This is a genomic window from Pseudomonas sp. WS 5079, assembly GCF_012985465.1.
Lineage (GTDB): Bacteria > Pseudomonadota > Gammaproteobacteria > Pseudomonadales > Pseudomonadaceae > Aquipseudomonas.
The window spans coordinates 240876-263186 of sequence record NZ_JAAQWN010000006.1 but is presented as its reverse complement, the minus strand read 5'-3'; the positions used below and the strand labels follow the sequence as shown (position 1 = coordinate 263186).

The following is a 22311-nucleotide window of genomic DNA, read 5'->3' as shown; positions in this document are numbered from 1 at the left end:
TGATCGTTCCCATGCGCTGCGTGGGAACGCATCCCTGAGGAGTCAACTGTAATGAGCCGCGCACCCGATACATGGATTTTGACCGCCGACTGCCCCAGCGTGCTCGGCACGGTGGACGCGGTCACCCGCTATCTGTTCGAGCAGGGCTGCTACGTCACCGAGCACCATTCGTTCGATGACCGCCTCTCGGGGCGCTTTTTTATCCGCGTGGAGTTCCGTCAGCCCGATGGCTTCGACGAGCAAGGTTTTCGCGATGGCCTGGCCACGCGAGGCGAAGCCTTTGGGATGATCTTCGAGCTGACGGCACCGAACTACCGGCCAAAAGTGGTGATCATGGTGTCCAAGGCCGATCACTGCCTTAACGACCTGCTGTACCGCCAGCGTATCGGGCAACTGTCGATGGATGTGGTCGCGGTGGTGTCCAACCACCCCGATCTCAAGCCGTTGGCCGACTGGCACCAGATTCCCTACTACCATTTCCCCCTCGACCCCAACGACAAGCCGTCCCAGGAGCGTCAGGTGTGGCAAGTGATTGAAGACGCGGGCGCCGAACTGGTGATCCTTGCGCGCTACATGCAAGTGCTGTCGCCAGAGCTGTGCCGCAAGCTCGATGGCAAGGCGATCAATATCCATCACTCATTGCTGCCGGGGTTCAAGGGCGCCAAGCCTTACCACCAGGCGTACAACAAGGGCGTGAAGTTGGTCGGCGCCACTGCGCACTACATCAACAACGACCTGGACGAAGGCCCGATCATCGCCCAGGGCGTGGAGGTGGTGGATCACAGCCACTATCCCGAGGACCTGATTGCCAAGGGGCGGGATATCGAAGGGCTGACATTGGCGCGGGCGGTGGGGTACCACATTGAGCGGCGGGTGTTCTTGAATGCCAATAGAACGGTGGTGCTCTGACTGACGCCATCGCAGGCAAGCCAGCTCCTACAGGGTGATGTGTGAACCCGATCAAATGTGGGAGCGGGCTTGCCCGCGATGAGGCCCTCACAAACAACGCAAAAACAGCATCTGTAACCCGAGCACTTAAACGCGCTGCCCACTCGAACGGGCACCGCAGTTCCATAAAAACAACAGCGAGGTGAAAGCATGTCTGGTAATCGTGGTGTCGTGTATCTCGGCAACGGTCAGGTCGAAGTACAGAAAATCGACTATCCCAAAATGCAGGACCCCCGTGGCAGGAAGATCGAGCACGGCGTCATCCTGCGCGTGGTCTCCACTAACATCTGCGGCTCCGACCAGCACATGGTGCGCGGCCGTACCACCGCCCAGACCGGCCTGGTGCTCGGTCACGAAATCACCGGCGAGGTGATCGAGAAGGGCAGCGACGTCGAGAACCTGAAGCTCGGCGACCTGGTGTCTGTGCCCTTCAACGTTGCTTGCGGCCGCTGCCGCTCCTGCAAGGAACAACACACCGGCGTCTGCCTGACCGTCAACCCGGCCCGTGCCGGTGGTGCCTACGGCTATGTCGACATGGGCGACTGGACCGGCGGCCAGGCCGAATACGTACTGGTGCCGTACGCCGACTTCAACCTGCTGAAACTGCCGGATCGCGACAAGGCCATGGAAAAAATCCGTGACCTGACGTGCCTCTCCGACATCCTGCCCACCGGCTATCACGGCGCCGTCACTGCTGGCGTTGGCCCTGGCAGTACCGTGTACATCGCCGGCGCCGGTCCTGTAGGCCTGGCGGCCGCCGCTTCGGCGCGTTTGCTGGGCGCGGCGGTGGTGATCATCGGTGACGTCAACCCGATCCGCCTGGCCCACGCCAAGGCCCAGGGTTTTGAAATCGCCGATTTGTCCAAGGACACGCCGCTGCACGAGCAGATCGCCGCGTTGCTGGGCGAACCGGAAGTGGACTGTGCGGTGGACTGCGTGGGCTTTGAGGCGCGCGGCCACGGGCATGATGGCGTCAAGCACGAGGCGCCGGCCACGGTGCTCAACTCACTGATGGGGGTGGTGCGCGTCGCAGGCAAGATCGGCATCCCCGGCCTGTACGTCACCGAAGATCCAGGGGCGGTGGATGCCGCCGCGAAAATGGGCAGCCTGAGCATTCGTTTTGGCCTGGGCTGGGCCAAGTCCCATAGCTTCCACACCGGCCAGACCCCGGTGATGAAGTACAACCGCCAGTTGATGCAGGCGATCATGTGGGACCGCATCAACATCGCCGAGATCGTCGGCGTGCAGGTGATCAGCCTGGATGACGCGCCGCGTGGGTACGGCGAGTTCGATGCCGGGGTGCCGAAGAAGTTTGTGATTGATCCGCACAAGCTGTTCAGCGCGGCGTAGGCACTCGTAATACAAAACGGTGACCCGAGGTTAATGCCGACCAACCAAGAGCGAACAGCGGCCTGTCTGCGCCTTCTCTTGACTGATCGGCATTCGATCCAACGGTCATCGTTTTTGCGTTTTGCTACCGGGGCGGACTACTCGGGGGCATGCAATTTCAGGAAGGGGTTGGAATAGACTTCTTTGCCAGGTTCGCCCGCCTTCACCGCCTCGCCACCATAAATACATGTCAGCTTGCCATTTGCCTGGTTGAAGCCTTCAGCTTTGAGTTTGTATTTGGGATCAAGGTAGTCATCGTCGGTGCCGGCCGTTACGCCCTCCCACTTCTTGCCGTTGCTGCTGGCTTCGTATTTGAAACCATCAGCAAACGTTCCAAGCGCGGGGTCGCTGTAAGGTGACGATTTGATCGCGCTTACGTCGGGACAACTACTAATGTCTGCCGCCAGGGTCTGACCGGTCAGGGCCATGAAGACGAGTGCTCCGATTGCAATTTTGCTGTGCATGATCAACGTTCCTTTGTTGTGGGAGGCTTCATGTTGCAACGGGAGTTGGAGGGTGCCTACTGTGGGAAATGACAGTTAGATAAAATTAAATGCAATTAAAAGTACGTGTCTTATTTCAAACGCCGCGACTGCGACCGAGCAAATGCGCAGGCGCAAAAAAACCTGCAAAGGAGCAGGTTTTTTTTGCGAACTTCACGGCGCGTGCGCTATCACGGGCAAGCCCGTTTCCACAGTGTTTTTTGAGGGGAGGCAGGGCGGTTAGCGAATTGCCAGCGCGCCCTGGTACACCGTCGGGCCGGTAGGCTGCTTGCTCACCGAGCCACCTTTGGTTTCCGAACTGACCATTAACTCCACCGGCTGGCTGATGGTTTCCTGCTGGCGTGGGTTGAGGCCGATGATGCCTTTGCCATCTTCAGGCAACAGGCCCAAAGACACAGGCGTGCCGCCGGCCGGCAGGGCCCACAGTTCGAGGCTGCGGTCCGGCTCAGGCGCGGTGGCGGCGATGGGCTGGACTTCCAGGTAATCCTTGTGCGCCACAATTTGCGCCGCCGGTTGTTGGGTGCTGCTGACCAGGGTCGCGGCGGACTTGACGCTGTCCTGGGTGTAGAGCGCGCCGCCGATACCGGCAACCACCACCACGCAGACGCCGATGAACAGGCGCGGGCGGGTCCAGAATGAGGGCTTGTGCTCGATCACTGGGGGTTGGGACGCAGTCATAAGGCTCTTCCTGACAAGTTTTGTAGTGTGTTGATTGACCCTGTGGCAGGCGATGGGTTCCTAGTGGCAGTTTGATGGTGCCGGGCTTTGGTGCTTTTCTGAACAAATCTGTGACGTGGAACAACCTGTTGGATGCTGAGTCAAACGGCTGCTTTAGCTCCTACATTTACGAGGTTGTCTCGATGAAGATTTCACGCGGTTTTGCCCTGTCCTGCCTCCTGACCGTGGCGGCCAGCCCGGTATTTGCAGCAGGTTTCAGCCTGGGCGATGTGGCCAACGCCGTTTCTGGCGCCCAGGGCACCAACAAGGCCGCCGCCGCTGCGCCGACCTCACAGACCGCTGGCTTGCTGGGCGCACTGACCCAGCAACTGAATGTCACCCCGGAGCAGGCCGTCGGCGGTACCGGTGCGATGCTGGGCCTGGCCAAGAACCAACTGAGCAGCACCGATTATTCGCAGTTGGGCAAAAGCGTACCGGGCCTGGACAAGCTGTCGGGCAACAACGCATTGGGCAGCCTTGGCGCCTTGAGCGGCATGCTTGGCCAGAACGGTGGCAGCAAGACCAGCGGCCTGGACGGCGTGCTGGGTAACGTGAAGAACACCAACGACCTGAACACCGCGTTCAGCGCCTTGGGCATGGACAGCGGCATGATCGGCCAGTTTGCCCCGGTGATCCTGCAATACCTGGGCGGCCAGGGTGCCGACAGCTCACTGCTTGGCAAACTGGCCCAGGCCTGGGGTACCGGTAGCTAAGGTCGCTCGGCGCGCAGTTGGGCAATGCGCGCATCCTTCTCCATCCAGAGCTGGTTGACCCAGTTCTGGACGGTCTGGCGAAACGCCGGATCATTCTCGTAATCCCCCTGCCACAACGCCGGATCCAGCTCGCGGGTGCGGATATCAACAATGACGCGGGGCACCGCGCCGCTGATCAAGTCCCAGAACCCTGGAATCTTCTGCTGTGGATACACCACGGTCACGTCGAGGATCGCATCCAGCTGTTCGCCCATCGCGGCCAGCACAAACGCCACGCCACCGGCCTTGGGCTTGAGCAGGTGAGTGAAAGGTGAGCCCTGCTGGGCACGCTTGGCCTCGGTAAAACGCGTGCCTTCCAGATAGTTGACCACCGTCACCGGCTGGCGCTTGAACAGCTCGCAGGCCTGTTTGGTGATCTTCAGGTCCTGGCCCGCCAGTTCCGGGTGCTTGGCCAGGAACGCCTTGCTGTAGCGCTTCATGAACGGGTAATCCAGGGCCCACCAGGCCAGGCCCAGGAACGGCACCCAGATCAGTTCCTTTTTCAGGAAGAACTTGAAGAACGGCGTGCGCCGGTTGAGGGTCTGGATCAGCGCCGGGATATCCACCCAGGATTGATGGTTGCTGATCACCAGGTATGAGGTGTCGACCCTCAGCCCAGTGTCGCCGCGAATATCCCATTGGGTGGGGATGCACAGGGCAAAGATCAGCTTGTCGATCTCGGCCCAGGTCTCGGCGATCCACATCACGGCCCAGGAGGCGTAATCGCGTGACCGCCCGGGCGCCACCAGTTTGAGCAGGGCGAATACCAGCAGCGGGCCGATCAGGATCAGTGTGTTGAGTAACAGCAGCAGTGTGACGAAACAGCCGGTGAGCAGGCGGCGCATAAGCAACTCTTGCAAGCGATTGGACGGGCCATGATAAGCAGCTTGAGTCTAGAGGCCAAATCGCAAATGGCCTGACGAATGTTTCACTTTGTGTTGCGTATGCTGGGCAACGATCCAACTTTAGGCAGCGTTTGCAGTCTAGTATTCGTCTACTTACTTCAAGGAATCCTCCTACGTGAAATCCCTCCTTGCCCTATTAGCCGTGGTTGCCCTGCCCGTGATGGCCGCCGAGCCGACCCTGTACGGGCGCTACGAATATATCCAGTTGCCGGAAATCGGCGAGACCTTCAAGGCCAAGATGGACACCGGCGCGTTGACCGCCTCGCTGTCGGCCCGCGACATCGAGACCTTCACCCGCGATGGCGAGGACTGGGTGCGGTTCCGTCTCAGCGGCAAGGACGTGAGCAACAAGGTCTACGAACACAAAGTGGCGCGCATCAGCAAGATCAAGAACCGCGCCGACGAAGATGAAGACGGCGAAGAAACCAGCGTGGCCAAGCGCCCGGTGGTGGACCTGGAAATGTGCCTGGGCAACGTCAAGCGCACGGTGGAGGTCAACCTTACCGACCGCAGCAGCTTCAACTACCCGCTGCTGATCGGGGCCAAGGCCCTGCGTGAGTTCGGCGCCGCCGTGAACCCGGCTCGTCGCTATACCGCGGACAAGCCCGACTGCTGATTGACGCCGCATAAGGCATGGGGCACCGTTCACCTTTAGCTCCCAGTGCTCGGACGCCATGCCTCATATCCTGATTGTCGAAGACGAAGCGGCCATAGCCGATACGCTGATTTTTGCCCTGCAAGGCGAAGGCTTTACCACCACCTGGCTGACCCTCGGCCAGGCGGCGCTGGAGCATCAACGCCAAACCCCGGCCGATCTGCTGATCCTCGACATCGGCCTGCCGGACATCAGCGGTTTTGAAACCTGCAAGCAACTGCGCCGCTTCAGTGAAGTACCGGTGATGTTCCTCAGTGCCCGCGACGGTGAAATCGACCGTGTGGTGGGCCTGGAAATCGGCGCGGATGATTATGTGGTCAAGCCCTTCAGCCCGCGGGAAGTGGCGGCGCGGGTCAAGGCGATCTTAAAGCGCGTGGCACCGGTGGCAGCGCCGGCCAGCGGCGGCCTGTTCCAGGTGGACCACGAGCGGGTGCAGATCCACTATCGCGGCCAGTTGCTGGGCCTGACCCGGCATGAGTTCCGCCTGCTCAACTGCCTGCTGGAACAGCCCGGGCGGGTATTCAGCCGCGAGCAACTGCTGGATGCCGTCGGCGTGGCCGCCGATGCCGGCTACGAGCGCAATATCGACAGCCATATCAAAAGCCTGCGCAGCAAGTTGCGTGGCGTGGCCGCCGAGGCCGAGCCGATCCAGACCCATCGGGGCCTGGGCTACAGCTACAGCCCGAGCCACGCCTGATGCGCATGGGGCTGCGGATTTTCCTGGTGTATGCACTGTTTATCGGCCTCACCGGCTACTTTGTGCTCAACACGGTGATGAAGGAAATCCGCCCCGGCGTGCGTCAGTCCACCGAGGAAACCCTGGTAGATACCGCCAACCTGCTGGCGGAAATCCTGCGTGACGATGTGAAAAACGGCACCCTCGGCCAAAGCCACTGGCCTACCGTGCTCAAGGCCTACGGCGAGCGCCAGCCGGGCGCGACGATCTGGGGGCTGGCGAAGAATCAGGTCAACCACCGTATCTATGTGACCGACGCCAGGGGCGTTGTGCTGCTGGACTCGGCAGGTACAGCCGTGGGCCAGGACTACTCGAAATGGAACGACGTGTACCTGACCCTGCGTGGTGAGTACGGCGCCCGCTCGACCCGCAGCGATGCCGATGACCCGGCGTCGTCGGTGATGCATGTCGGCGCGCCGATCCGCGATAACGGGCAGATCATCGGCGCCGTTACCGTGGCCAAGCCCAACAGTTCGCTACAGCCCTATGTCGACCGCACCGAGCGCCGCCTGCTGTGGTACGGCGCCGGCCTGGTGGCGCTGGGCTTGTTGCTGGGGGCGTTGCTGTCATGGTGGTTGAGTGCTGCGCTACGCCGCCTGACCACCTATGCCCAGGCGGTCAGCGAGGGGCGGCGCGCCGAGTTGCCGCATTATCGCGGCGGTGAACTGGCGCAGTTGTCCACCGCTGTGGAGCACATGCGCACGCAACTGGAGGGCAAGGCCTACGTCGAGCGTTACGTGCACACTCTGACCCACGAACTGAAAAGCCCGTTGGCGGCGATTCGCGGCGCGGCGGAGTTGTTGCAGGGGGAAATGACTGTCGCCCAGCAACAGCGGTTTGTCGGCAATATCGCCAGCGAAAGCGCGCGCTTGCAGCAGTTGATCGAGCGCCTGCTGAACCTGGCACAGGTCGAGCAGCGCCAGGGGCTGGAGCAGCAAGTCCCGGTACCGTTGGCCGCCTTGGTCGATGAAGTCCTCAAGGCGCAATGCGCGCGGATCGAACAGGCCGGGTTGCAGGTCGAGCGCCTGATCGAAGCGGATGTGAAGCTGTATGGCGAGCCGTTTTTACTGCGCCAGGCCTTGGGCAACCTGCTGGAAAACGCCCTGGACTTTACCCCGCCAGGCGGCACTCTGCGCTTTAGCGCCCAGGTGCGGCATCACGATGTGGATGTGTGCTTGTTCAACCAGGCTGCACCGATCCCCGAATACGCGCTGCCACGCCTGAGCGAGCGCTTCTACTCCCTGCCGCGCCCGGCCAGCGGGCGCAAAAGCACCGGCCTGGGCCTGAATTTTGTCGAAGAAGTAGTGAAGCTGCACGGCGGCTCATTGCAGATCGGCAACGTCCCGGGTGGCGTGCAAGTGGTGCTGCATCTCCACACAGTCTCCACATTGCCCTCATAAATCCCCCACAGGCCGCCGCCACACTCTCCCCATCAAAACAGGGAGAGACCCATGAACCGCAGCCTGCTATTCAAACTGGGCGCCATTGCGCTGCTGATCCTGCTATTGCTGATTCCGTTGCTGATGATCAACGGCATCATCAACGACCGCCAGGAACTGCGCGACGGCGTCTTGATGGACATTGCCCGCAGCTCCAGCTACAGCCAGCAGGTCAGCGGGCCGTTGATGGTGGTGCCGTATCGCAAGACCGTGCGTGAGTGGAAGCTCAACGAAAAACTCAACAAACGCTATGAAGTGCTCAGCGAAGAAGATGGCCGCCTGTACTTCCTGCCGGAGCAGTTCGAACTCGACGGCAAGGTACAAACCGAACTGCGCGCCCGGGGGATCTACCAGGCGCGGCTGTTCCATGCCGACAACCGCATCAGCGGCCGCTTTGTGCTGCCGGCGCAGATGGGCATCAAGGAGGACTTTGCCGATTACACGTTTGGCCAGGCATTTTTGGCGGTCAGTATCAGCGATATCCGCGGCATTGAAAACGCCCTGAAACTGGAGCTGGGCAGCCAGCGCCTGGAGTTTGCCCCGGGCACCCAGGTGAGCTTCCTTGGCGCTGGCGTGCATGTACCGTTGCCCGCCCAGGACAGCAAGAACCCCGCGCCGCTGGACTTCGCGTTCGACCTGCGGCTGCAAGGTACCGAACAACTGCTGGTGCTGCCGGTGGGCAAGACCAGTAAGGTCAAGCTGGCCTCCAACTGGCCCCATCCAAGCTTCGTCGGCAACTTCCTGCCGGTGCAGCGCGAGATCAACGACCAAGGTTTTAGCGCCAGCTGGCAGACCTCGTTTTTCTCCACCAACCTTGAAGAATCACTGGGAGGCTGTGTGGTCGGCAGTCGCTGCGAGGACTTCAACCAGCGCAGCTTCGGCGTGAACTTTATCGACCCGGTGGACCAGTACCTCAAGAGCGATCGCGCGATCAAATATGCGCTGCTGTTTATCGCCCTGACATTCGCCGGCTTCTTCCTGTTCGAAGTGCTCAAGAGCCTGGCGGTACACCCGATCCAGTACGCGTTGGTGGGGGTGGCCCTGGCGTTTTTCTACCTGCTGCTGTTGTCGCTGTCCGAGCATATCGGCTTTGCCCTGGCGTACCTGATTTCGGCCAGTGCCTGTGTGTTGTTGATCGGTTTTTATGTGTGCCATGTGCTGCGCAGCGTGGCCCACGGCCTGGGGTTCTCGGCGGGGTTGGCGGCGCTGTATGGCTTGCTGTACGGGTTGTTGAGCGCCGAGGACTACGCGCTGCTGATGGGCTCGTTGTTGCTGTTCGGGCTGCTGGGCACGGTGATGGTCCTGACGCGCAAACTGGACTGGTATGGCGTGGGCAAACGCAAGGTGGCCGAGCCGTTGGCGTTTGACCTGGAGGCGGTGCAATGATCGGCTTACGTGAGGATCAGCGGGAGAGGGGAGAGCTGGTGGCGATGATCAGGGCATTGCTGCCCGACCCTTGGAGCGGGCGTGCCTCCCCCTCGACAATGCGCCTGGAATACCTTCGCGAGCCAGCTCGCTCCTACAAGGGAGGCACCACTCAGGCCGGCGGCTGGGTCGCCAACATCGAAGGCCGCTGACTGACCTCGGCGTACCAGGTAGCCAGTTTGGGATTGCTTGAACGCCAGCGCAGGTCCGGGTGGCGAAAGTCCAGGTACGCCAGGGCGCAGGCGACGCTGATGGCGGCGATGTCGAAATAGCTGGCCAGCTCAGCGATGGCGTCCTGTTCCAACTCGGCCAGGGCGCGGCGGATTTTGTTGCGCTGCTCCTGCAGCCAGCTGTCCCAGTGTTTGTCGGCCGGGCGCAGGGCGGTTTCATAGCGTACCAACACCGCCGCGTCCATGATCCCATCGGCCGTCGAGGCCAGGGTCAGGCGGCGCCAGCGGGCCGAGCCGTCGCGGGGGATCAGCGGGTTGCCGACGTGCTGGTGGTCGAAGTAGTCGAGGATCACCCGGCTGTCGTGCAACACATTGCCATCGGCCAGGCGCAGGGCCGGGATCTTGCCCAGGGGGTTGCCCTCGTTCAACGCGGTGATCGGGTTGACCGGCGTGACCAGCACGGTCTCCAGGGCAACCCGCTCTTGCTGGCCGGTTTCGTGGAGCAGCACCAAAACTTTGCGGACAAACGGCGAAGCGGGGTTGTGGAACAAGGTCATGCTGGGCGCGAACATGGGCAATCCTCGGAAAGGGTCGGCCATAGACTAGACAGTTGCGAGGTGACTGGCGAGGGGGATCTCGGTTGTTTTTGCGGGCCTCATCGCAGGCAAGCCAGCTCCCACATTGGACGGTATTCGCACATCAAAGTGGGGGAGCTGGCTTGCCTGCGATGGCGTCCTCACGGCCGCCGCAGCAACCCCCAGACACCGATTGCCGCCGGGATCCCCAGCCCAAGCCAGCTGAGGGAATCCCAACCCCCATCCCCCAGCAACGCCGCAAACAACCCGGCAGCACTGAGCAGCCCGATCACCAAGGGCACCCCGAACACCTTCCAGAAATTCGACTGCCGGGGCCTCATGGCTTGGCCGCCTTGCGCCGCACCCACCACAGGTACACACCGCTGCCCAACACGATGATGGTCAGCACATCCAGCACCGCCCAGAGGATTTTCATCGGCATGCCGCCATAGTCGCCAAAGTGCAGGGGCTGGGACATGCCCATGGCGTCCATGTACCACGGCCGCTCGGCCACGGCGGTGACGCTCAGGTCGCTGGCGTCGATCAGCACCGGGGTCAGCAGGTGCGAGGTCAGGTGCGTGCTGCCTTTCATGAATACCGCGTAGTGATGCTCGCTGGAAAACCGCGTGCCAGGGAACGCAATAAAATCTGGGGTCATGCCCGGTGCGACTTGTTCGGCGATGTTCAGCAGGTTGGTGGCCGGCGCACGCAAGGTCAGCGGCGGCGCGTTCTTGTAGGGCTCGATCATCGCGGTGAGGCTGTCGCTGCGCCACGCGGCGATGATCAGGTCGGCGCAGGCGCTGATCACCCCGGTGACGCCCACCACCAGCGCCCAGGTCAGGGTGACGACACCGATCAGGTTATGCAGGTCCAGCCAACGCAGGCGCGTGGACTTGTCCTGGCGCACCGTGGCGAACTTCAAGCGCCGCATGAACGGCAGGTACAACACCGTGCCGGAAACAATCGCCAGCACAAACAGCACCCCCATGAACGCCAGCAGCAATTTGCCCGGCAGCCCGGCGAACATATCCACATGCAGGCGCAGCAGGAACATCGTCAAGCCGCCGTTGGCCGACGGCATCTCCACACTTTCGCCGGTGCGCGCGTCGAGCATAAAGGTGTGGGACGAATTGGGCTCGGTCCCGGCGGTGGCCGCCATGATCGCAATCACACCGTTCTTGTCGTCTTCGTCCCAGGCCAGGTACTGCATGGCCTCGCTAGGGCGATGGGCCTGGGCCTTGGCCACCAGTTGCTCGAGATTGAGCTGCGGGGTATCGGCCGGCATCTGCTTGAGCTCGGGTTCATTGCCCAGCAGGTGATCGATCTCGTGGTGAAAGATCAGCGGCAGCCCGGTCAGCGCCAGCATCAGCAGGAACACGGTGCAGATCAGGCTGGTCCAGGTGTGGATGAAGGACCAGCGGCGGATGGTTGTGCTTTTCATTTCATAGCCTTCAGACACACCAAAGCCGCCCCACGGGGCGGCCTGGTTGTTAACTCAGCCGATTACCACTGGTAAGTGGCACTGGCGACGACGCTGCGTTGATCACCGTAGTAGCAGTAGGACGCATCACAGGTGGAGATGTACTGCTTGTCGAACAGGTTGGTGGCGTTCAGTTTCACCGAGGCACCCTTGAGGCTGTTGTCCAGGCGGCCGAGATCGTAATGCACCGACGCATCGAACACGGTGTAGGCATCGGCCTTGCCCAGCCAGGTGTTGCCCTGGTCGCCATAGGTGTTGCCGGTGTAGCGGGCGCCAGCGCCAATGCCGAAACCGTCGAGCACGCCATCGTGCCAGGTGTAGTCGGTCCACAGGGAGGCTTGCTGGTTGGGTATCAGTTGCAGGCGGTTGCCTTTGTAGATGCCTGTTTGCACTTCGGATTTGGCCAGGGTGTAGGCAGCGATGACCTTGAGGTTCTCGGTCACGTCAGACACCGCTTCCAGTTCCAGGCCCTTGACCTTCACTTCGCCGGCCTGGTCGGTGATCGACTCGCCAGCCGAGCCGAATCGGGTGACCAGCACGTTTTTCTGGGTCAGGTCATACACCGCCGCGCTAAGCAGGGTATTGGAGCCAGGTGGCTGATACTTGACCCCCAGTTCCCACTGCTTGCCTTCGGTAGGTTTGTACGACTTGACCGGGTCGACGCTGGCGTTGCTCGCTGGCTGGAATGATTCGGCGTAGGACAGGTACGGTACAAAACCCGAGTCGAACACATAACTCAGTGCCGCGTTGCCACTGAAGTTCTTGCTGCGGTCGGTGTTGGTCGCGTCGCTCTTGTTGAGGTACGTGGTGCCTTGATGCACCCAGTCTTCACGGCCGCCCAGGGTCAGGCGCCATTGGTCCAGGGCCATCTGGTCTTGCACGTAGAGGCCGGTCTGGACGGTTTTCTGGTCGTAGTCGTAGTACGCATCTTTGCGCGCCGGGCGCTCAATTGGCTGCCCATAAACCGGCTTGTAGATGTTAACTGTGCCGGCGCCGCCGAAAATGGACAGATAGGAGGAGTTAGTGCGCTGATGATCCAGGCCGATCAGCACAGTGTGGTTGATATTGCCGGTAGCGAAGTCAGCCTGGAAATTGTTGTCCACTGCAAACTGCGCGATGTCCTCGTCCACATTGGTCGAGGAGCGGCTGATGTTGCCCTCGGCGTCCACCGGAGCGTAGAAGTAAGAGCCCACGGTCAGTTGCTGGAACGACAGCTCCGACTTGGTATAACGCAGGTTTTGCTTGAACTGCCAGGTATCGTTGAAACGGTGTTCAAAGGCGTAGCCCAAGGCGTAGTAGGTACGGTCGTAGAACTCGTAGTCCGGGTCACCCAGGTTCTTGTGGTGGGAGACGTCGCCCAGCGGCGACTTGATCTTGGTGCCCACGATCGGCAGGAACTGGCTGGTGGTGCCGGTATCGTCGCGAGTGAACTGCGAGAGCAGGGTCAGCTTGGTATCGGTGTCGATGTTCCAGGTCAGGCTGGGCGCAATGTTGTAGCGCTTGTTGTCGATGTGATCGACCTGGGTGCCGGCGTCGCGCACCACGCCACTGAGGCCATAGAGGAACTGGCCGTCATCATCGATCTTGCCGGTGCTGGCGAAGTTGATCTGGCGGTAGTTGTCGCTGCCGTATTGCACCTGGATGGCATTGCTCGATTCCGCGCTGGGGCGCCGGCTGACCATATCCAGCAGACCGCCTGGCGGGGTCTGGCCGTAGACCGACGAAGCCGGGCCACGCAGCAGGGCGAGGCGGTCGAGGTTCCAGGTTTCCGCTTTCGGGTTGGCGTACACGCCACGTGGCAATGGCAGGCCATCGAGGAAATGGGTGGGTTCGAAGCCACGTACGCGCATCCAGTCATAGCGGGTGTCACTGCCGTAGCTGGCGGACACGATGCCAGGCATGTACTTGACCGCGTCATCCAGGTTCTGCACGTTGCGATCCTGCATTTGCTGGCGGGTGGCGACGGAAATCGAGCGAGGTGCTTCTACCAGGGCTGTATCGGTCTTGGTCCCAGCCGCCGTACGCGTAGCCACATAACCCTCCACCGGCCCCCACGCGCTCTCGTAATTCCCCTGCCCGGTGATATTGGTCTGCGGCAACGACACCACACCCTCTGGAATCGCTACCAGGCTGTAGGTGCCCGCGCTGCTTTGCTCCAGCTGCAACCCAGTGCCACGCAAGGCCTCGCGCAGTGCGCCCGGGGCATCGAACTGGCCCTTGACCGGGGCCGAGGTCTTGCCGGCGGCCAGTGCCGGGCTGAGGGTCAGCGCGAGGCCGGCCTGGCTGGCGATCTGGTTCAGGGTGCTGGCCAACGGTGCGGCCGGCAGGTTGTAGGCACGCACGCTGGATGCCTGTTCGGCGGCGATCAGCGCAGTACTGGCCAGCGGGGCGCTGAGGGCGATCGCCACGGCTAGCAGGCTGGGGCGCAACAAGGTGTCTAGTGTGCGGGACATAGGGCGGCTCCGGAATGGAAATATTTCTCAATTGCCTAGGTGCCGGACGAGAATCAAAAAGTGATAGGGCCAAGTGAAAATAAATCTGTGAATGCTCACAACTCTTCGTAATGCATGGCCCTCAAGGCTCAGGATAGCGGGGTTTTTCAGCCGACGGCCCACTGCAGTTTGTTGGCCAGTGCATCGGGGTATGGCGCTGTATCGGCGATTGCCGCGCGGGTGGCCTCGCCATGGCCGAACGCCTCAATCAATAGCTCAACGTGCGCGGCCAGGTAATCGCTCAACGCATCAAGGCGCTCCTCAAGGGCGCGGTAGCGCGCAATGTCCATAAGGCCTTCGCTGATAAACCAGGCGGCGTGTTTATTCAGGTATTCCAGCACATACATCCCGCACAACGCGCTACCCAGTTCCCTGGCCAGGCCCTGGGGCAGCGAGTGGCTCGCCTGCACCGCGCTCTCGATGGCCAGGCGCTGGGCGTAGGCCTCACCCGCGCGGGCAACGATCATCAATTGCGAGTTCCATACCTGCATGTCGTCCTCACCCTCGCCGCTATGCTGGGCGACATGTTCGGCCACTTGCTTGAGCAAGCGATACTCCAGGGTGTGCGCCATGGCCTGCCAGTACGCGGCATCATCCAGTGCGCCTTGTGGGTCTGGCCGGGTGGGTTCGTCCAAGGGCTGACCGATCAGGACCTTGGCTGCGTCCAACAGGATCATGCGATTATTGCCACCGGCATCCTGGTAGATCTTGGCCATGCCTTCGTAGTCGGCGAAGCGATTGAGGTTGAGCGCGCCGGCCACTCCGCAGCGCAATCGGCATTCGGTGGCCAGCGCCTCGGCGGCAGGGGCGCAGAGGGCCTTGGTCAGGGCCAGGGTCTGGCTGATGGCGGCCCATGGGGTCCACGTCACGTCGCCGCTGCCGGTGGTCTGCAGCGATGCCTGGCTGGCCGTGCCTTCGATCCACAGGCGCGCGGAGTCATTGGCAAAGCACTTCATGACGTAGGCCGTGGCCAGGCAGCCGAACAGCGCACGGCGTTGGGTACGAAAAGCCAGCAAGCCGGTGCCGTTGCCGATCCGCGCCTGGGTGGTGCGCCGGTTGGCATGGGTCAGGGCCAGGGTTGCACAGGCCAGCATCACCGAACTCAAGCCGATACCGACCATGGCCCAGACATTTTTGGGCGCAAACAGTGAGCGAATCAGGCGGCGGTCGGTGCTGCCCAATGGGTCGTGGAAGTGATTGGCCGCGTCGATCGAGGCACCATCGCACAGCCACGCGTCGAACGGTAGGCGCACCCGGTCAAAGCTTGCCAGGCCATAATCGAGCGGCACTGCGCGAATCTCCGCCGGCGACGACATGCAAACCCCTGGGCGCGGGCCCTTGGCGTCACTCAGTGGCAGTACAAACGCGAACACGCCACAGGCCTGGCCCTGCACGGTTACCTGGGCAAACACCACGCCCATCTTGTCCAGGTTATTGATGCCGACGTTGGCGAATTTCAGCGCCGCTTTGTTTGGCGTGTTCAGCACAAACGTGCGGGTTTGGGGGGCGAATACTGCTTCGACACAGGCCCCCATATGGGAGTTGCTGCGACCTATCTCAGTCAGTGCGTACACCCCAAGTCTCGTGCCGGTTTCCAGTTGATGTCGCCACTGCGCAGCGTGCGGGTGATCCTGTTCGAACGCCAGGAGTGTGCCGATGCAAAGCCCTTGCTGAATCACGCAGCCCATAAAAAGCGAGGGGTCGTTGATCGCCGCGTGAGAGGCCACGGCCATCAGTAACTGCGGTTGTGCAAACCCGTGAATGCCTTCGGGCAGTTGCCGCATCAGGTGCTGCAAGCGCTGGTAGGTATGGCGGTGGCCGTCGTGAAAGCTCTGGTTGGCGCGGGGGCGCAGTTCAGGGTCGCGGAAGATTTTCGCCATGTGTGCGTGAACCTGGGCATCGACCGGGCCATTGGCCAGGCCGCGCAGGGCCATGATCGCTTCGTGTTCGAGGGGTGTCTTGGTCAGCAACAGGCGCAGGATTTCGATGGGTTGTGCCAGCGGCGCGTAGACCTGTGCATCGGGCAAGCTCTTGTGTATGCACGTGGACAGGCCGTTGTTCACCCCGAGGTCGATAAACACGGTGTGTTCGTCCGTCGGCAGCTGCGCCAAGGTGTGGGGCAGGTTGGTCGGCTGCGTGACACCCCGGGTAAACATGTGGTGCAGGTCATCCTCGGGTTCGTAGCGGCGCCCCAGTACGGTGGAGTAGATCGGTGTATGGAACGGCTGGGGTATCAGGGGCTGCAGGTTTTCGTAGAGCTTGCGGGCAACTTCCAGGTGAGGGGGGTAGTGGGAAGCGTACGCGATGGGGATCGGGCGCAAGGGCGGCGCGTTGCCGTCATGGTGGGCACGCAGGTGCGCAAGGTCTGCCGTCTCGCCGCTGATGATGCATTGCGCCGGTGCGTTGACCGAGCCCAGTACCAGGTTGCGCTCGGGGAAGCGGTCCAGCAGTGCTTGGGTGGCCGGCGCCGAAAGGTTGATCAGCAGCATGCTGCCTCGGCCCTCCTCGTCGCGGTAGGCGGCATTGAGAGCGCACACCGCGCGTGCCCCCTGCGCAATGTCGAGCACGCCGCCACAGACCCTGGCCGCAATTTCGCCGAAACTTTGCGCAACGATCAGGGCAGGGACCACACCTGCCGCCTGGAGCAATTGATTGAGTACCACCGCTGCGCCATATAGCGCCAACTGGGCAACGCCGGAAGGCAGGGGGAGTGCGTGATCATGGGTCAGCAGAACCTGGGTCACTAATCCAGGGTGCGGATCTGGCTCGTATTGGGCCGCCTGGTGTTCGATGATCGCCAGGGTCGCGTCAATTTGCTCCCGCGCTTGGGGAACGCACTGATACAACTCTGCCAAAGCGCCACAGGGGTCGCTGCCTTGGCCAGGAAAGCCAAAGACATAGTTCTGACGGTAAACATTGAGTTGGGTTGACATGGGTCCATCCTCGTTGGCCTAACAGAAACGCTTTAGCCAGCGGGTTGCCGGCAAAGCGAAGGCTTATTGGATGGCAAAAGGTAGTGTTCATAACCTGTGAAAAATGACAGTTTTTTGGACTTTTTCGAAATTGTCTTTATTCAGTTGTTACTAGCAGAGCCGCCTGGCGCGGGCCCGGCGGCCACGTTTACCCACCATGGCGTACGCTGCTGGATCTGCACCGGCAAAGTCGGCAGCAGGGCATTCAAGGCCAGGTCGGTGTCGTGCAGCGGGAAGCTGCCGGTGATGCGCAGGTCGGCGACGTTTTTGTCCACGCCCAGGTAGCCGGTGCGATAGCGCGACAGTTCCTCGACCACATCCGCCAGCCGCGCGTTGTCGACCACCAGCATGCCGCGGGTCCAGGCGTCGGTGCCGGGGCTGACGGCTAGCAACGGGCCAAGGCCGTCATGGCGCATCAGCACCTGCTGGCCTTCCTTGAACACCTGCTCCTGCTGTACCGCCTCGGGCTGCGCCGCGACGGCCGACTGCAACACGCTGAGCCGCGTTCCGTCGTCCTCGCGCTTGACGATAAACCGCGTACCCAGGGCGCGCAGGCTGCCGTCGCGGGTCTGGACGAAAAAGGGGCGCGCGTCGTTATGGCCGGTCTCTACGAGAATCTCGCCGTCCTGCAACACAATCACCCGGCGCTTTTCGTCAAAGCGCACATCAATGGCGCTGTGGGTATTGAGGTTGATCAGCGTGCCATCGGCCAGTTTCAGGGTGCGTTGTTCGCCGGTGGCGGTGCGTTGGTCGGCCAGCCAATAGTCGAGGGGCGCGTAGCGCTGGCCGGCGAACAGCGCCAGGCCGCAGATCAGCACCACACTGGCCAGGCCACTGCCGAGCTTGCGCACCCGGCGGCGGATACTTTCGCGCGATTGCAGCAACGCCGCCCGCGCCGGGCCGCTGGCCACACTGAAGCGCTGGTCGAGCATGCCCAGTTGGCGCCAGGCACGGGCATGTTCATCGCTGCTGGCCAGCCACTTATTGAATTCTTCCTGCTCTACGGCGCTGCGATTCCCGGAATCCAGGGACAGTTGCCAGGCTATCGCAGCATCCAGCACTCGTGCCGAAACCGGTTTGGAACTGATCTGAGTCACAGCGGCTCGCCATACAGCGCGATGTAGCACTGGCGAATACCCTGGGCCAGGTACTGGCGCACCCGTGGCACGGAAACCCCCAGGCGCTGGGCGATTTCGGCGTGGCCCAGGCCATCGAGACGGTTATAGAGGAAGGCGGCGCGGGCCTTGCTGGAGAGTTTGCCGAGCAGGCGGTCGATGGCCTTGAGGTCTTCGAGGATCAGGTGCTGTTCTTCTGGGGACGGGTGTTCGCTTTCCGGAAGCAGCATCAGTTCGCTGAGGTAGGCCTGTTCCAGCGCGGCGCGGCGGAAATAGTCGAACAACAGGCCCTTGGCGATGGCCACCAGGAACGCCCGGGGCTCGCGGGGTTCGCGCAGTTCTTCACGGCCCAGCAGGCGCATGAAGGTGTCCTGGCTGAGGTCTTCGGCCCGACTGGGGCAGGCCACGTTGCGCCGCAGCCATGCCAGCAGCCAGCCGCGATGGTCACGGTACAACGTGCCAACAAGCTCACTGTGGGGACTTTGGGCTGACGACAAGGCATCACCAATCGAGATGTTTAAACTAACGAGAATTATTCGCGATTGTGGCAGAGGCAGCGGATGGGTGCAATTGGCGTTGGTCGGGTGATGCTTCCTATAGGGAGGGGGCCTGCTTGCGGCGTTTCCATTGGCTCAGGCGCTGTTGCAGTGCCGCCGGGCTGTCCAGCCCCTGCTGGCGGGCGCGGCTGAACAGAATCAACATCAATTCAGCGGTGGCCAGGGCGTCGGCGCTGGCGTGATGGCGTTCGCCGACTTGCAGGTTGAAATGGCCGACCCAGTCATCCAGGCCCGCTTCGCGAATATGCGCCTGCGGGCACAGCAGCGGCGCCAGGTCCGCCACGTCGAGGAATGGATGAGCCAGGCGGTACCCCAGGCTGTCCTTGAGCGCGCGCCCAAGCATGTGTTGGTCGAACGGGGCATGGAACGCCAGCAGCGGGCTGTCGCCGACAAAATCCATGAAGTCCAGCAACGCCTCGGCCGGATCGCAACCGGCGGCGATCGCACTGGGGCCGAGGCCGTGGATCAGTACGCTGGGGCTGAGTTTGGTTTGAGCCCGTAGCAGGGTGCGTTCGAACTGCTGGGAAAAGTCGATGGCACCGTCTTCAATGACCACCGCGCCAATCGACAGCACCAGGTCACGATTGAGGTTCAGGCCGCTGGTTTCCAGGTCGAGGACGACCCAGCGCTGCTCGCGCAAGCTGTGTTCGCCGAGCGCCTTGGGGGCAGCCAGGTGTTGCAGGCGCGCCTGTTGACCGGCATCCAGGCCCGGCCGCGCAGGGCGCAGCCAACTGAACAGGCTCACAGTTGATACCTCAGGGCCAGGCTGCTTTGCAGGCGCTGGGCCTGGCGCAGGGATTCACGCAGGATGCGCCGGTCCAGATGGTTGAGGCTGTCGGGGTCGACCCGGTTGGAGTACGGCTGGTTCTCGCGGGTCTGCAACTGGTGCTGCTGCATGCGGGTTTGCTGGATAAAGTGGTAGGCCTCTTCATAGGCCGCGCCGTCCAGGCGTTCGATCACCTCGTGCTCCACCAGTTGGCGTAAACGCTCCAGGGTGTTGTTGGCTGCGATCCCGTTAGCCAGGGCCAACAGGCGTGCGCCATCGACGAAGGGCGTCAAACCCTGCACCTTGAGGTCCAGGGTGGCCTTGTCCGAGCCCTTGCGCGTCAGCACGAAGTCACGGAAGCGCCCCACCGGCGGGCGCTGGCGCAAGGCGTTCTCGGCCATCATCCGCTGGAACAGGCGATTGTCCGCGACCTGGTCAAGAATGCCCTGGCGCAGTTGCTCGCAACCCTGTTCATCGCCCCACACCACCCGCAGGTCGAAGTAGATGCTGGATTTGAGCAGGTTTTCCGGCGTCGCCTCGCGGATAAACGCAGCAAAACGCCGGGCCCACTCGGCGCGGGACAGGCACAGTTCGGGGTTGCCGGCCATGATATTGCCCTTGCACAGGGTAAAGCCGCACAGCGCCAGGCTCTGGTTGATCTGCTGCGCCAGCGGCAACAGCAGGCCGCGAATCTCGGCCGCATGGGCTGCGTCACGGGCGTCGAACAGAATGCCGTTGTCCTGGTCGGTGTGCAGCGTCTGCTCGCGGCGGCCTTCGCTGCCGAAACACAGCCAACTGAACGGCACGCCGGGGTCGCCCTTGTCGGCGATGCTCAGCTCGATGACCCGGCACACCGTGTGGTCGTTGAGCAGGGTGATGATATGGGTGATCTGGGTCGAGGACGCGCCATGGGCCAGCATGCGTTCGACCAACTGGCCGATTTCGCCACGGATCGCCACCAGGTTGTCGACCCGGGGCGCGTTGCGGATGGTACGCGCCAGGTGCACCAGGTCGACCCGTTGCAGGGAAAACAGATCGCGCTCGGACACCACGCCACACAGGCGCCGATCCTTGACCAGGCACACGTGGGCGATATGCCGTTCGGTCATGGCAATCGCGGCATCAAATGCGCTGTGATCCGGGCTGAGGAAAAACGGCGCCTGGGTCATGTGCTGTTCGATGGCCTGGCTGAAGTCGCTGGTGCCATCGGCGACCACCTGGCGCAGGTCGCGCAGGGTGAAGATCCCCAGGGGCGCCTTGTGTTCATCGACCACCACGATGCTGCCGACCTGCTGCTCGTGCATCAGCGTGACCGCCTCGCGCAGCGGCGTCAGCGGGCTGCACGTCACCGGGTGGCGCATGGCCAACTCGCCCAAGCGGGTGTTCAACGAGTATTGGGTACCGAGGGTTTCCACGGCCTTTTGCTGCACCTGCTGGTTGACCTGGTCCAACAGGCTGCTGACCCCGCGCAAGGCAAAATCACGGAACGGGCTGGACAGGGCAAACAGCTTGATAAAGGCCGGCTTGTTCAATTGCAGGCAGAAGGTATCTTCGGCGGCCTTGTGCTCGGTGCGGGTCGCCCGCTCCCCCAGCAGCGCGGCCAGGGGGAAGCATTCGCCGGTGGTGATTTCGAAGGTGGTTTGCGCCGAATCCGGCCGCTCGCCCACCACACGCCCTTGCTTGACGATGTAGAAGTGCTCCACGGGGCCTGCCGAAGGCTTGAGAATGCTCTCGCCGGGGCCATAGAAGCGCAATTGGCACTGTTCCACCAGAAACGCCAGGTGGGCGTTTTCCATTTGGTTGAACGGCGGGAAGCGTTGCAGGAATTGCAGGGTGCCGTGAATGTTCTGCAACACCGCAGTTTTCCCTGCCTGGGTGAAAGCATCAGCTTTACTCATAACCATGACCGCAGTTTTTTTGTCGTTATCGTCCCTCATGGTCGACCCCCACGCGGCGGGTGCCCATTGGACGTAAGTCTAGGTAGCTATCCGGCCTTCAATGACTAGGGAAAAACCTTACATGAATATGGTCCAAACCCCGTAGATCTCCCACTAGGAAATCTATCCGACGAAGTGCACATTGTTCGCCCTTCCGGCGATGTCTGACTTCTGTGCTGGGAGATTGAGAGAAACTGCCGAGAAATCTATGCCCGACCAAGATATTTTGAGTGATGCCGAGCGCGAGGCGCTGAGCGCCGTGATGCTGGAGCCTGATCTACCGCCGCAACGGGTGCTGATCGTCGATGACGATAAAGACGCCCGTGAACTGCTGGCGGAAATTCTCGGGCTCGATGGCATTCGCTGCATGACGGCGGACAGTGGCGAGGCGGCATGGCAACTGCTCAATTCCAGTACCTCCATCGGGTTGTTGATCACGGATCTGCGCATGGCGCCCAGCAATGGCCTGGAGTTGATCCGAAAAGTGCGCGGCTCCACCCGCGCGGCGTTACCGATCATCATCATGTCGGGGGATGCCGAGGCGCCGGATGTTATTGATGCGATGCATTTGAGTGTGGTGGACTTTTTGCTCAAGCCGATTGATAGCGTGAAGTTGGCGAAGATGGTCAAGCGCGAGTTGGGGATGGCTCCGTAGCCGAGGGACCGTTGGTCGGCACTGTCAGATTTCACAGTATCGGGTGTTTGAGGGGGGCCTGTTTAATCGTTGAGAGGGTGCTGGTTTGGGACCGGCGCCCCAACTAATGAAGCGAACAGGAGT

20 protein-coding genes are annotated in these 22311 nt (G+C 61.9%); 8 read left to right on the top strand and 12 right to left on the bottom strand.

Features of this window, described 5'->3' with window-relative positions:
• The first annotated feature begins 51 nt into the window (after positions 1 to 51).
• A complete protein-coding gene (gene purU, locus HBO05_RS17825) occupies positions 52 to 909 on the top strand; it encodes a formyltetrahydrofolate deformylase (RefSeq protein ID WP_169953721.1) in 858 nt (285 codons plus the stop codon).
• 189 nt (positions 910 to 1098) lie between these two features.
• Entirely contained in the window at positions 1099 to 2298 is a 1200-nt protein-coding gene (fdhA, locus tag HBO05_RS17820; RefSeq protein ID WP_038443950.1) for a formaldehyde dehydrogenase, glutathione-independent, read from the top strand.
• A gap of 137 nt (positions 2299 to 2435) precedes the next feature.
• Here fdhA and HBO05_RS17815 read toward each other — a convergent pair whose 3' ends face one another.
• Together HBO05_RS17815 and HBO05_RS17810 are read right to left on the bottom strand one after the other, a co-directional pair.
• On the bottom strand, positions 2436 to 2801 hold the full coding sequence (locus tag HBO05_RS17815; RefSeq protein ID WP_178121185.1) for a hypothetical protein: 366 nt from the start codon (positions 2799 to 2801) through the stop codon (positions 2436 to 2438).
• A gap of 258 nt (positions 2802 to 3059) precedes the next feature.
• Positions 3060 to 3518, bottom strand: a complete 459-nt coding sequence (locus tag HBO05_RS17810; RefSeq protein WP_169953723.1) for an anti-sigma factor — start codon at positions 3516 to 3518, stop codon at positions 3060 to 3062.
• 182 nt (positions 3519 to 3700) lie between these two features.
• Here HBO05_RS17810 and HBO05_RS17805 point away from each other — a divergent pair, with 182 nt between their 5' ends.
• Positions 3701 to 4270, top strand: a complete 570-nt coding sequence (locus HBO05_RS17805) for a DUF2780 domain-containing protein (RefSeq protein ID WP_170042198.1) — start codon at positions 3701 to 3703, stop codon at positions 4268 to 4270.
• Here the strand turns inward: HBO05_RS17805 and HBO05_RS17800 are convergent.
• Complete coding sequence (locus HBO05_RS17800; RefSeq protein ID WP_169953727.1) at positions 4267 to 5154, bottom strand: acyltransferase; 888 nt, start codon at positions 5152 to 5154, stop codon at positions 4267 to 4269. The genes HBO05_RS17805 and HBO05_RS17800 overlap by 4 nt on opposite strands.
• A gap of 175 nt (positions 5155 to 5329) precedes the next feature.
• Here HBO05_RS17800 and HBO05_RS17795 point away from each other — a divergent pair, with 175 nt between their 5' ends.
• From HBO05_RS17795 to creD, 4 genes are read left to right on the top strand one after another with little or no spacing between them, the layout of a single operon-like run.
• The gene (locus HBO05_RS17795; RefSeq protein WP_029296952.1) at positions 5330 to 5830 is read left to right on the top strand and encodes an ATP-dependent zinc protease; all 501 of its coding nucleotides are present in this window, start codon (positions 5330 to 5332) and stop codon (positions 5828 to 5830) included.
• Positions 5831 to 5888: 58 nt separating this feature from the next.
• The gene (gene creB / locus HBO05_RS17790) at positions 5889 to 6566 is read left to right on the top strand and encodes a two-component system response regulator CreB (protein WP_172313588.1); all 678 of its coding nucleotides are present in this window, start codon (positions 5889 to 5891) and stop codon (positions 6564 to 6566) included.
• Positions 6566 to 8005 (top strand): two-component system sensor histidine kinase CreC, encoded by a 1440-nt coding sequence (creC, locus tag HBO05_RS17785; protein ID WP_170057623.1) that lies wholly within the window; start codon positions 6566 to 6568, stop codon positions 8003 to 8005. The genes creB and creC overlap by 1 nt, the downstream gene beginning before the upstream one ends.
• A 51-nt stretch (positions 8006 to 8056) precedes the next feature.
• Positions 8057 to 9430, top strand: a complete 1374-nt coding sequence (gene creD / locus HBO05_RS17780) for a cell envelope integrity protein CreD (protein ID WP_172313586.1) — start codon at positions 8057 to 8059, stop codon at positions 9428 to 9430.
• 151 nt (positions 9431 to 9581) lie between these two features.
• Here the strand turns inward: creD and HBO05_RS17775 are convergent, their stop codons facing one another.
• From HBO05_RS17775 to HBO05_RS17735, 9 genes are all read right to left on the bottom strand, one after another.
• Positions 9582 to 10211, bottom strand: a complete 630-nt coding sequence (locus HBO05_RS17775) for a glutathione S-transferase family protein (protein WP_172313584.1) — start codon at positions 10209 to 10211, stop codon at positions 9582 to 9584.
• Positions 10212 to 10375: 164 nt separating this feature from the next.
• Entirely contained in the window at positions 10376 to 10555 is a 180-nt protein-coding gene (locus tag HBO05_RS17770) for a hypothetical protein (protein ID WP_169953736.1), read from the bottom strand.
• Positions 10552 to 11655 carry a PepSY-associated TM helix domain-containing protein gene (locus tag HBO05_RS17765; RefSeq protein WP_172313582.1) on the bottom strand — a complete coding sequence of 368 codons (1104 nt, stop codon included), beginning with the start codon at positions 11653 to 11655 and terminating at the stop codon, positions 10552 to 10554. The genes HBO05_RS17770 and HBO05_RS17765 overlap by 4 nt, the downstream gene beginning before the upstream one ends.
• Positions 11656 to 11717: 62 nt before the next feature.
• Positions 11718 to 14147 carry a TonB-dependent siderophore receptor gene (locus HBO05_RS17760; RefSeq protein WP_172313580.1) on the bottom strand — a complete coding sequence of 810 codons (2430 nt, stop codon included), beginning with the start codon at positions 14145 to 14147 and terminating at the stop codon, positions 11718 to 11720.
• 146 nt (positions 14148 to 14293) lie between these two features.
• On the bottom strand, positions 14294 to 17119 hold the full coding sequence (locus HBO05_RS17755) for an acyltransferase domain-containing protein (protein ID WP_172313578.1): 2826 nt from the start codon (positions 17117 to 17119) through the stop codon (positions 14294 to 14296).
• A 140-nt stretch (positions 17120 to 17259) separates the two neighbouring features.
• The gene (locus tag HBO05_RS17750; protein WP_172313576.1) at positions 17260 to 18255 is read right to left on the bottom strand and encodes a FecR family protein; all 996 of its coding nucleotides are present in this window, start codon (positions 18253 to 18255) and stop codon (positions 17260 to 17262) included.
• Positions 18252 to 18770: an RNA polymerase sigma factor gene (locus HBO05_RS17745; protein ID WP_169953742.1), complete on the bottom strand. Its 519-nt coding sequence runs from the start codon at positions 18768 to 18770 to the stop codon at positions 18252 to 18254. The genes HBO05_RS17750 and HBO05_RS17745 overlap by 4 nt, the downstream gene beginning before the upstream one ends.
• 97 nt (positions 18771 to 18867) lie before the next feature.
• Positions 18868 to 19575, bottom strand: coding sequence for a 3'-5' exonuclease (locus HBO05_RS17740; protein ID WP_172313574.1), 708 nt, complete (start codon positions 19573 to 19575; stop codon positions 18868 to 18870).
• Positions 19572 to 21494 carry a putative nucleotidyltransferase substrate binding domain-containing protein gene (locus tag HBO05_RS17735; RefSeq protein WP_169953746.1) on the bottom strand — a complete coding sequence of 641 codons (1923 nt, stop codon included), beginning with the start codon at positions 21492 to 21494 and terminating at the stop codon, positions 19572 to 19574. Before HBO05_RS17735 ends, HBO05_RS17740 begins: the two co-directional genes overlap by 4 nt.
• 247 nt (positions 21495 to 21741) lie before the next feature.
• Here HBO05_RS17735 and HBO05_RS17730 point away from each other — a divergent pair, with 247 nt between their 5' ends.
• Positions 21742 to 22188, top strand: a complete 447-nt coding sequence (locus tag HBO05_RS17730; RefSeq protein ID WP_169953748.1) for a response regulator — start codon at positions 21742 to 21744, stop codon at positions 22186 to 22188.
• Positions 22189 to 22311 lie beyond the last annotated feature (123 nt).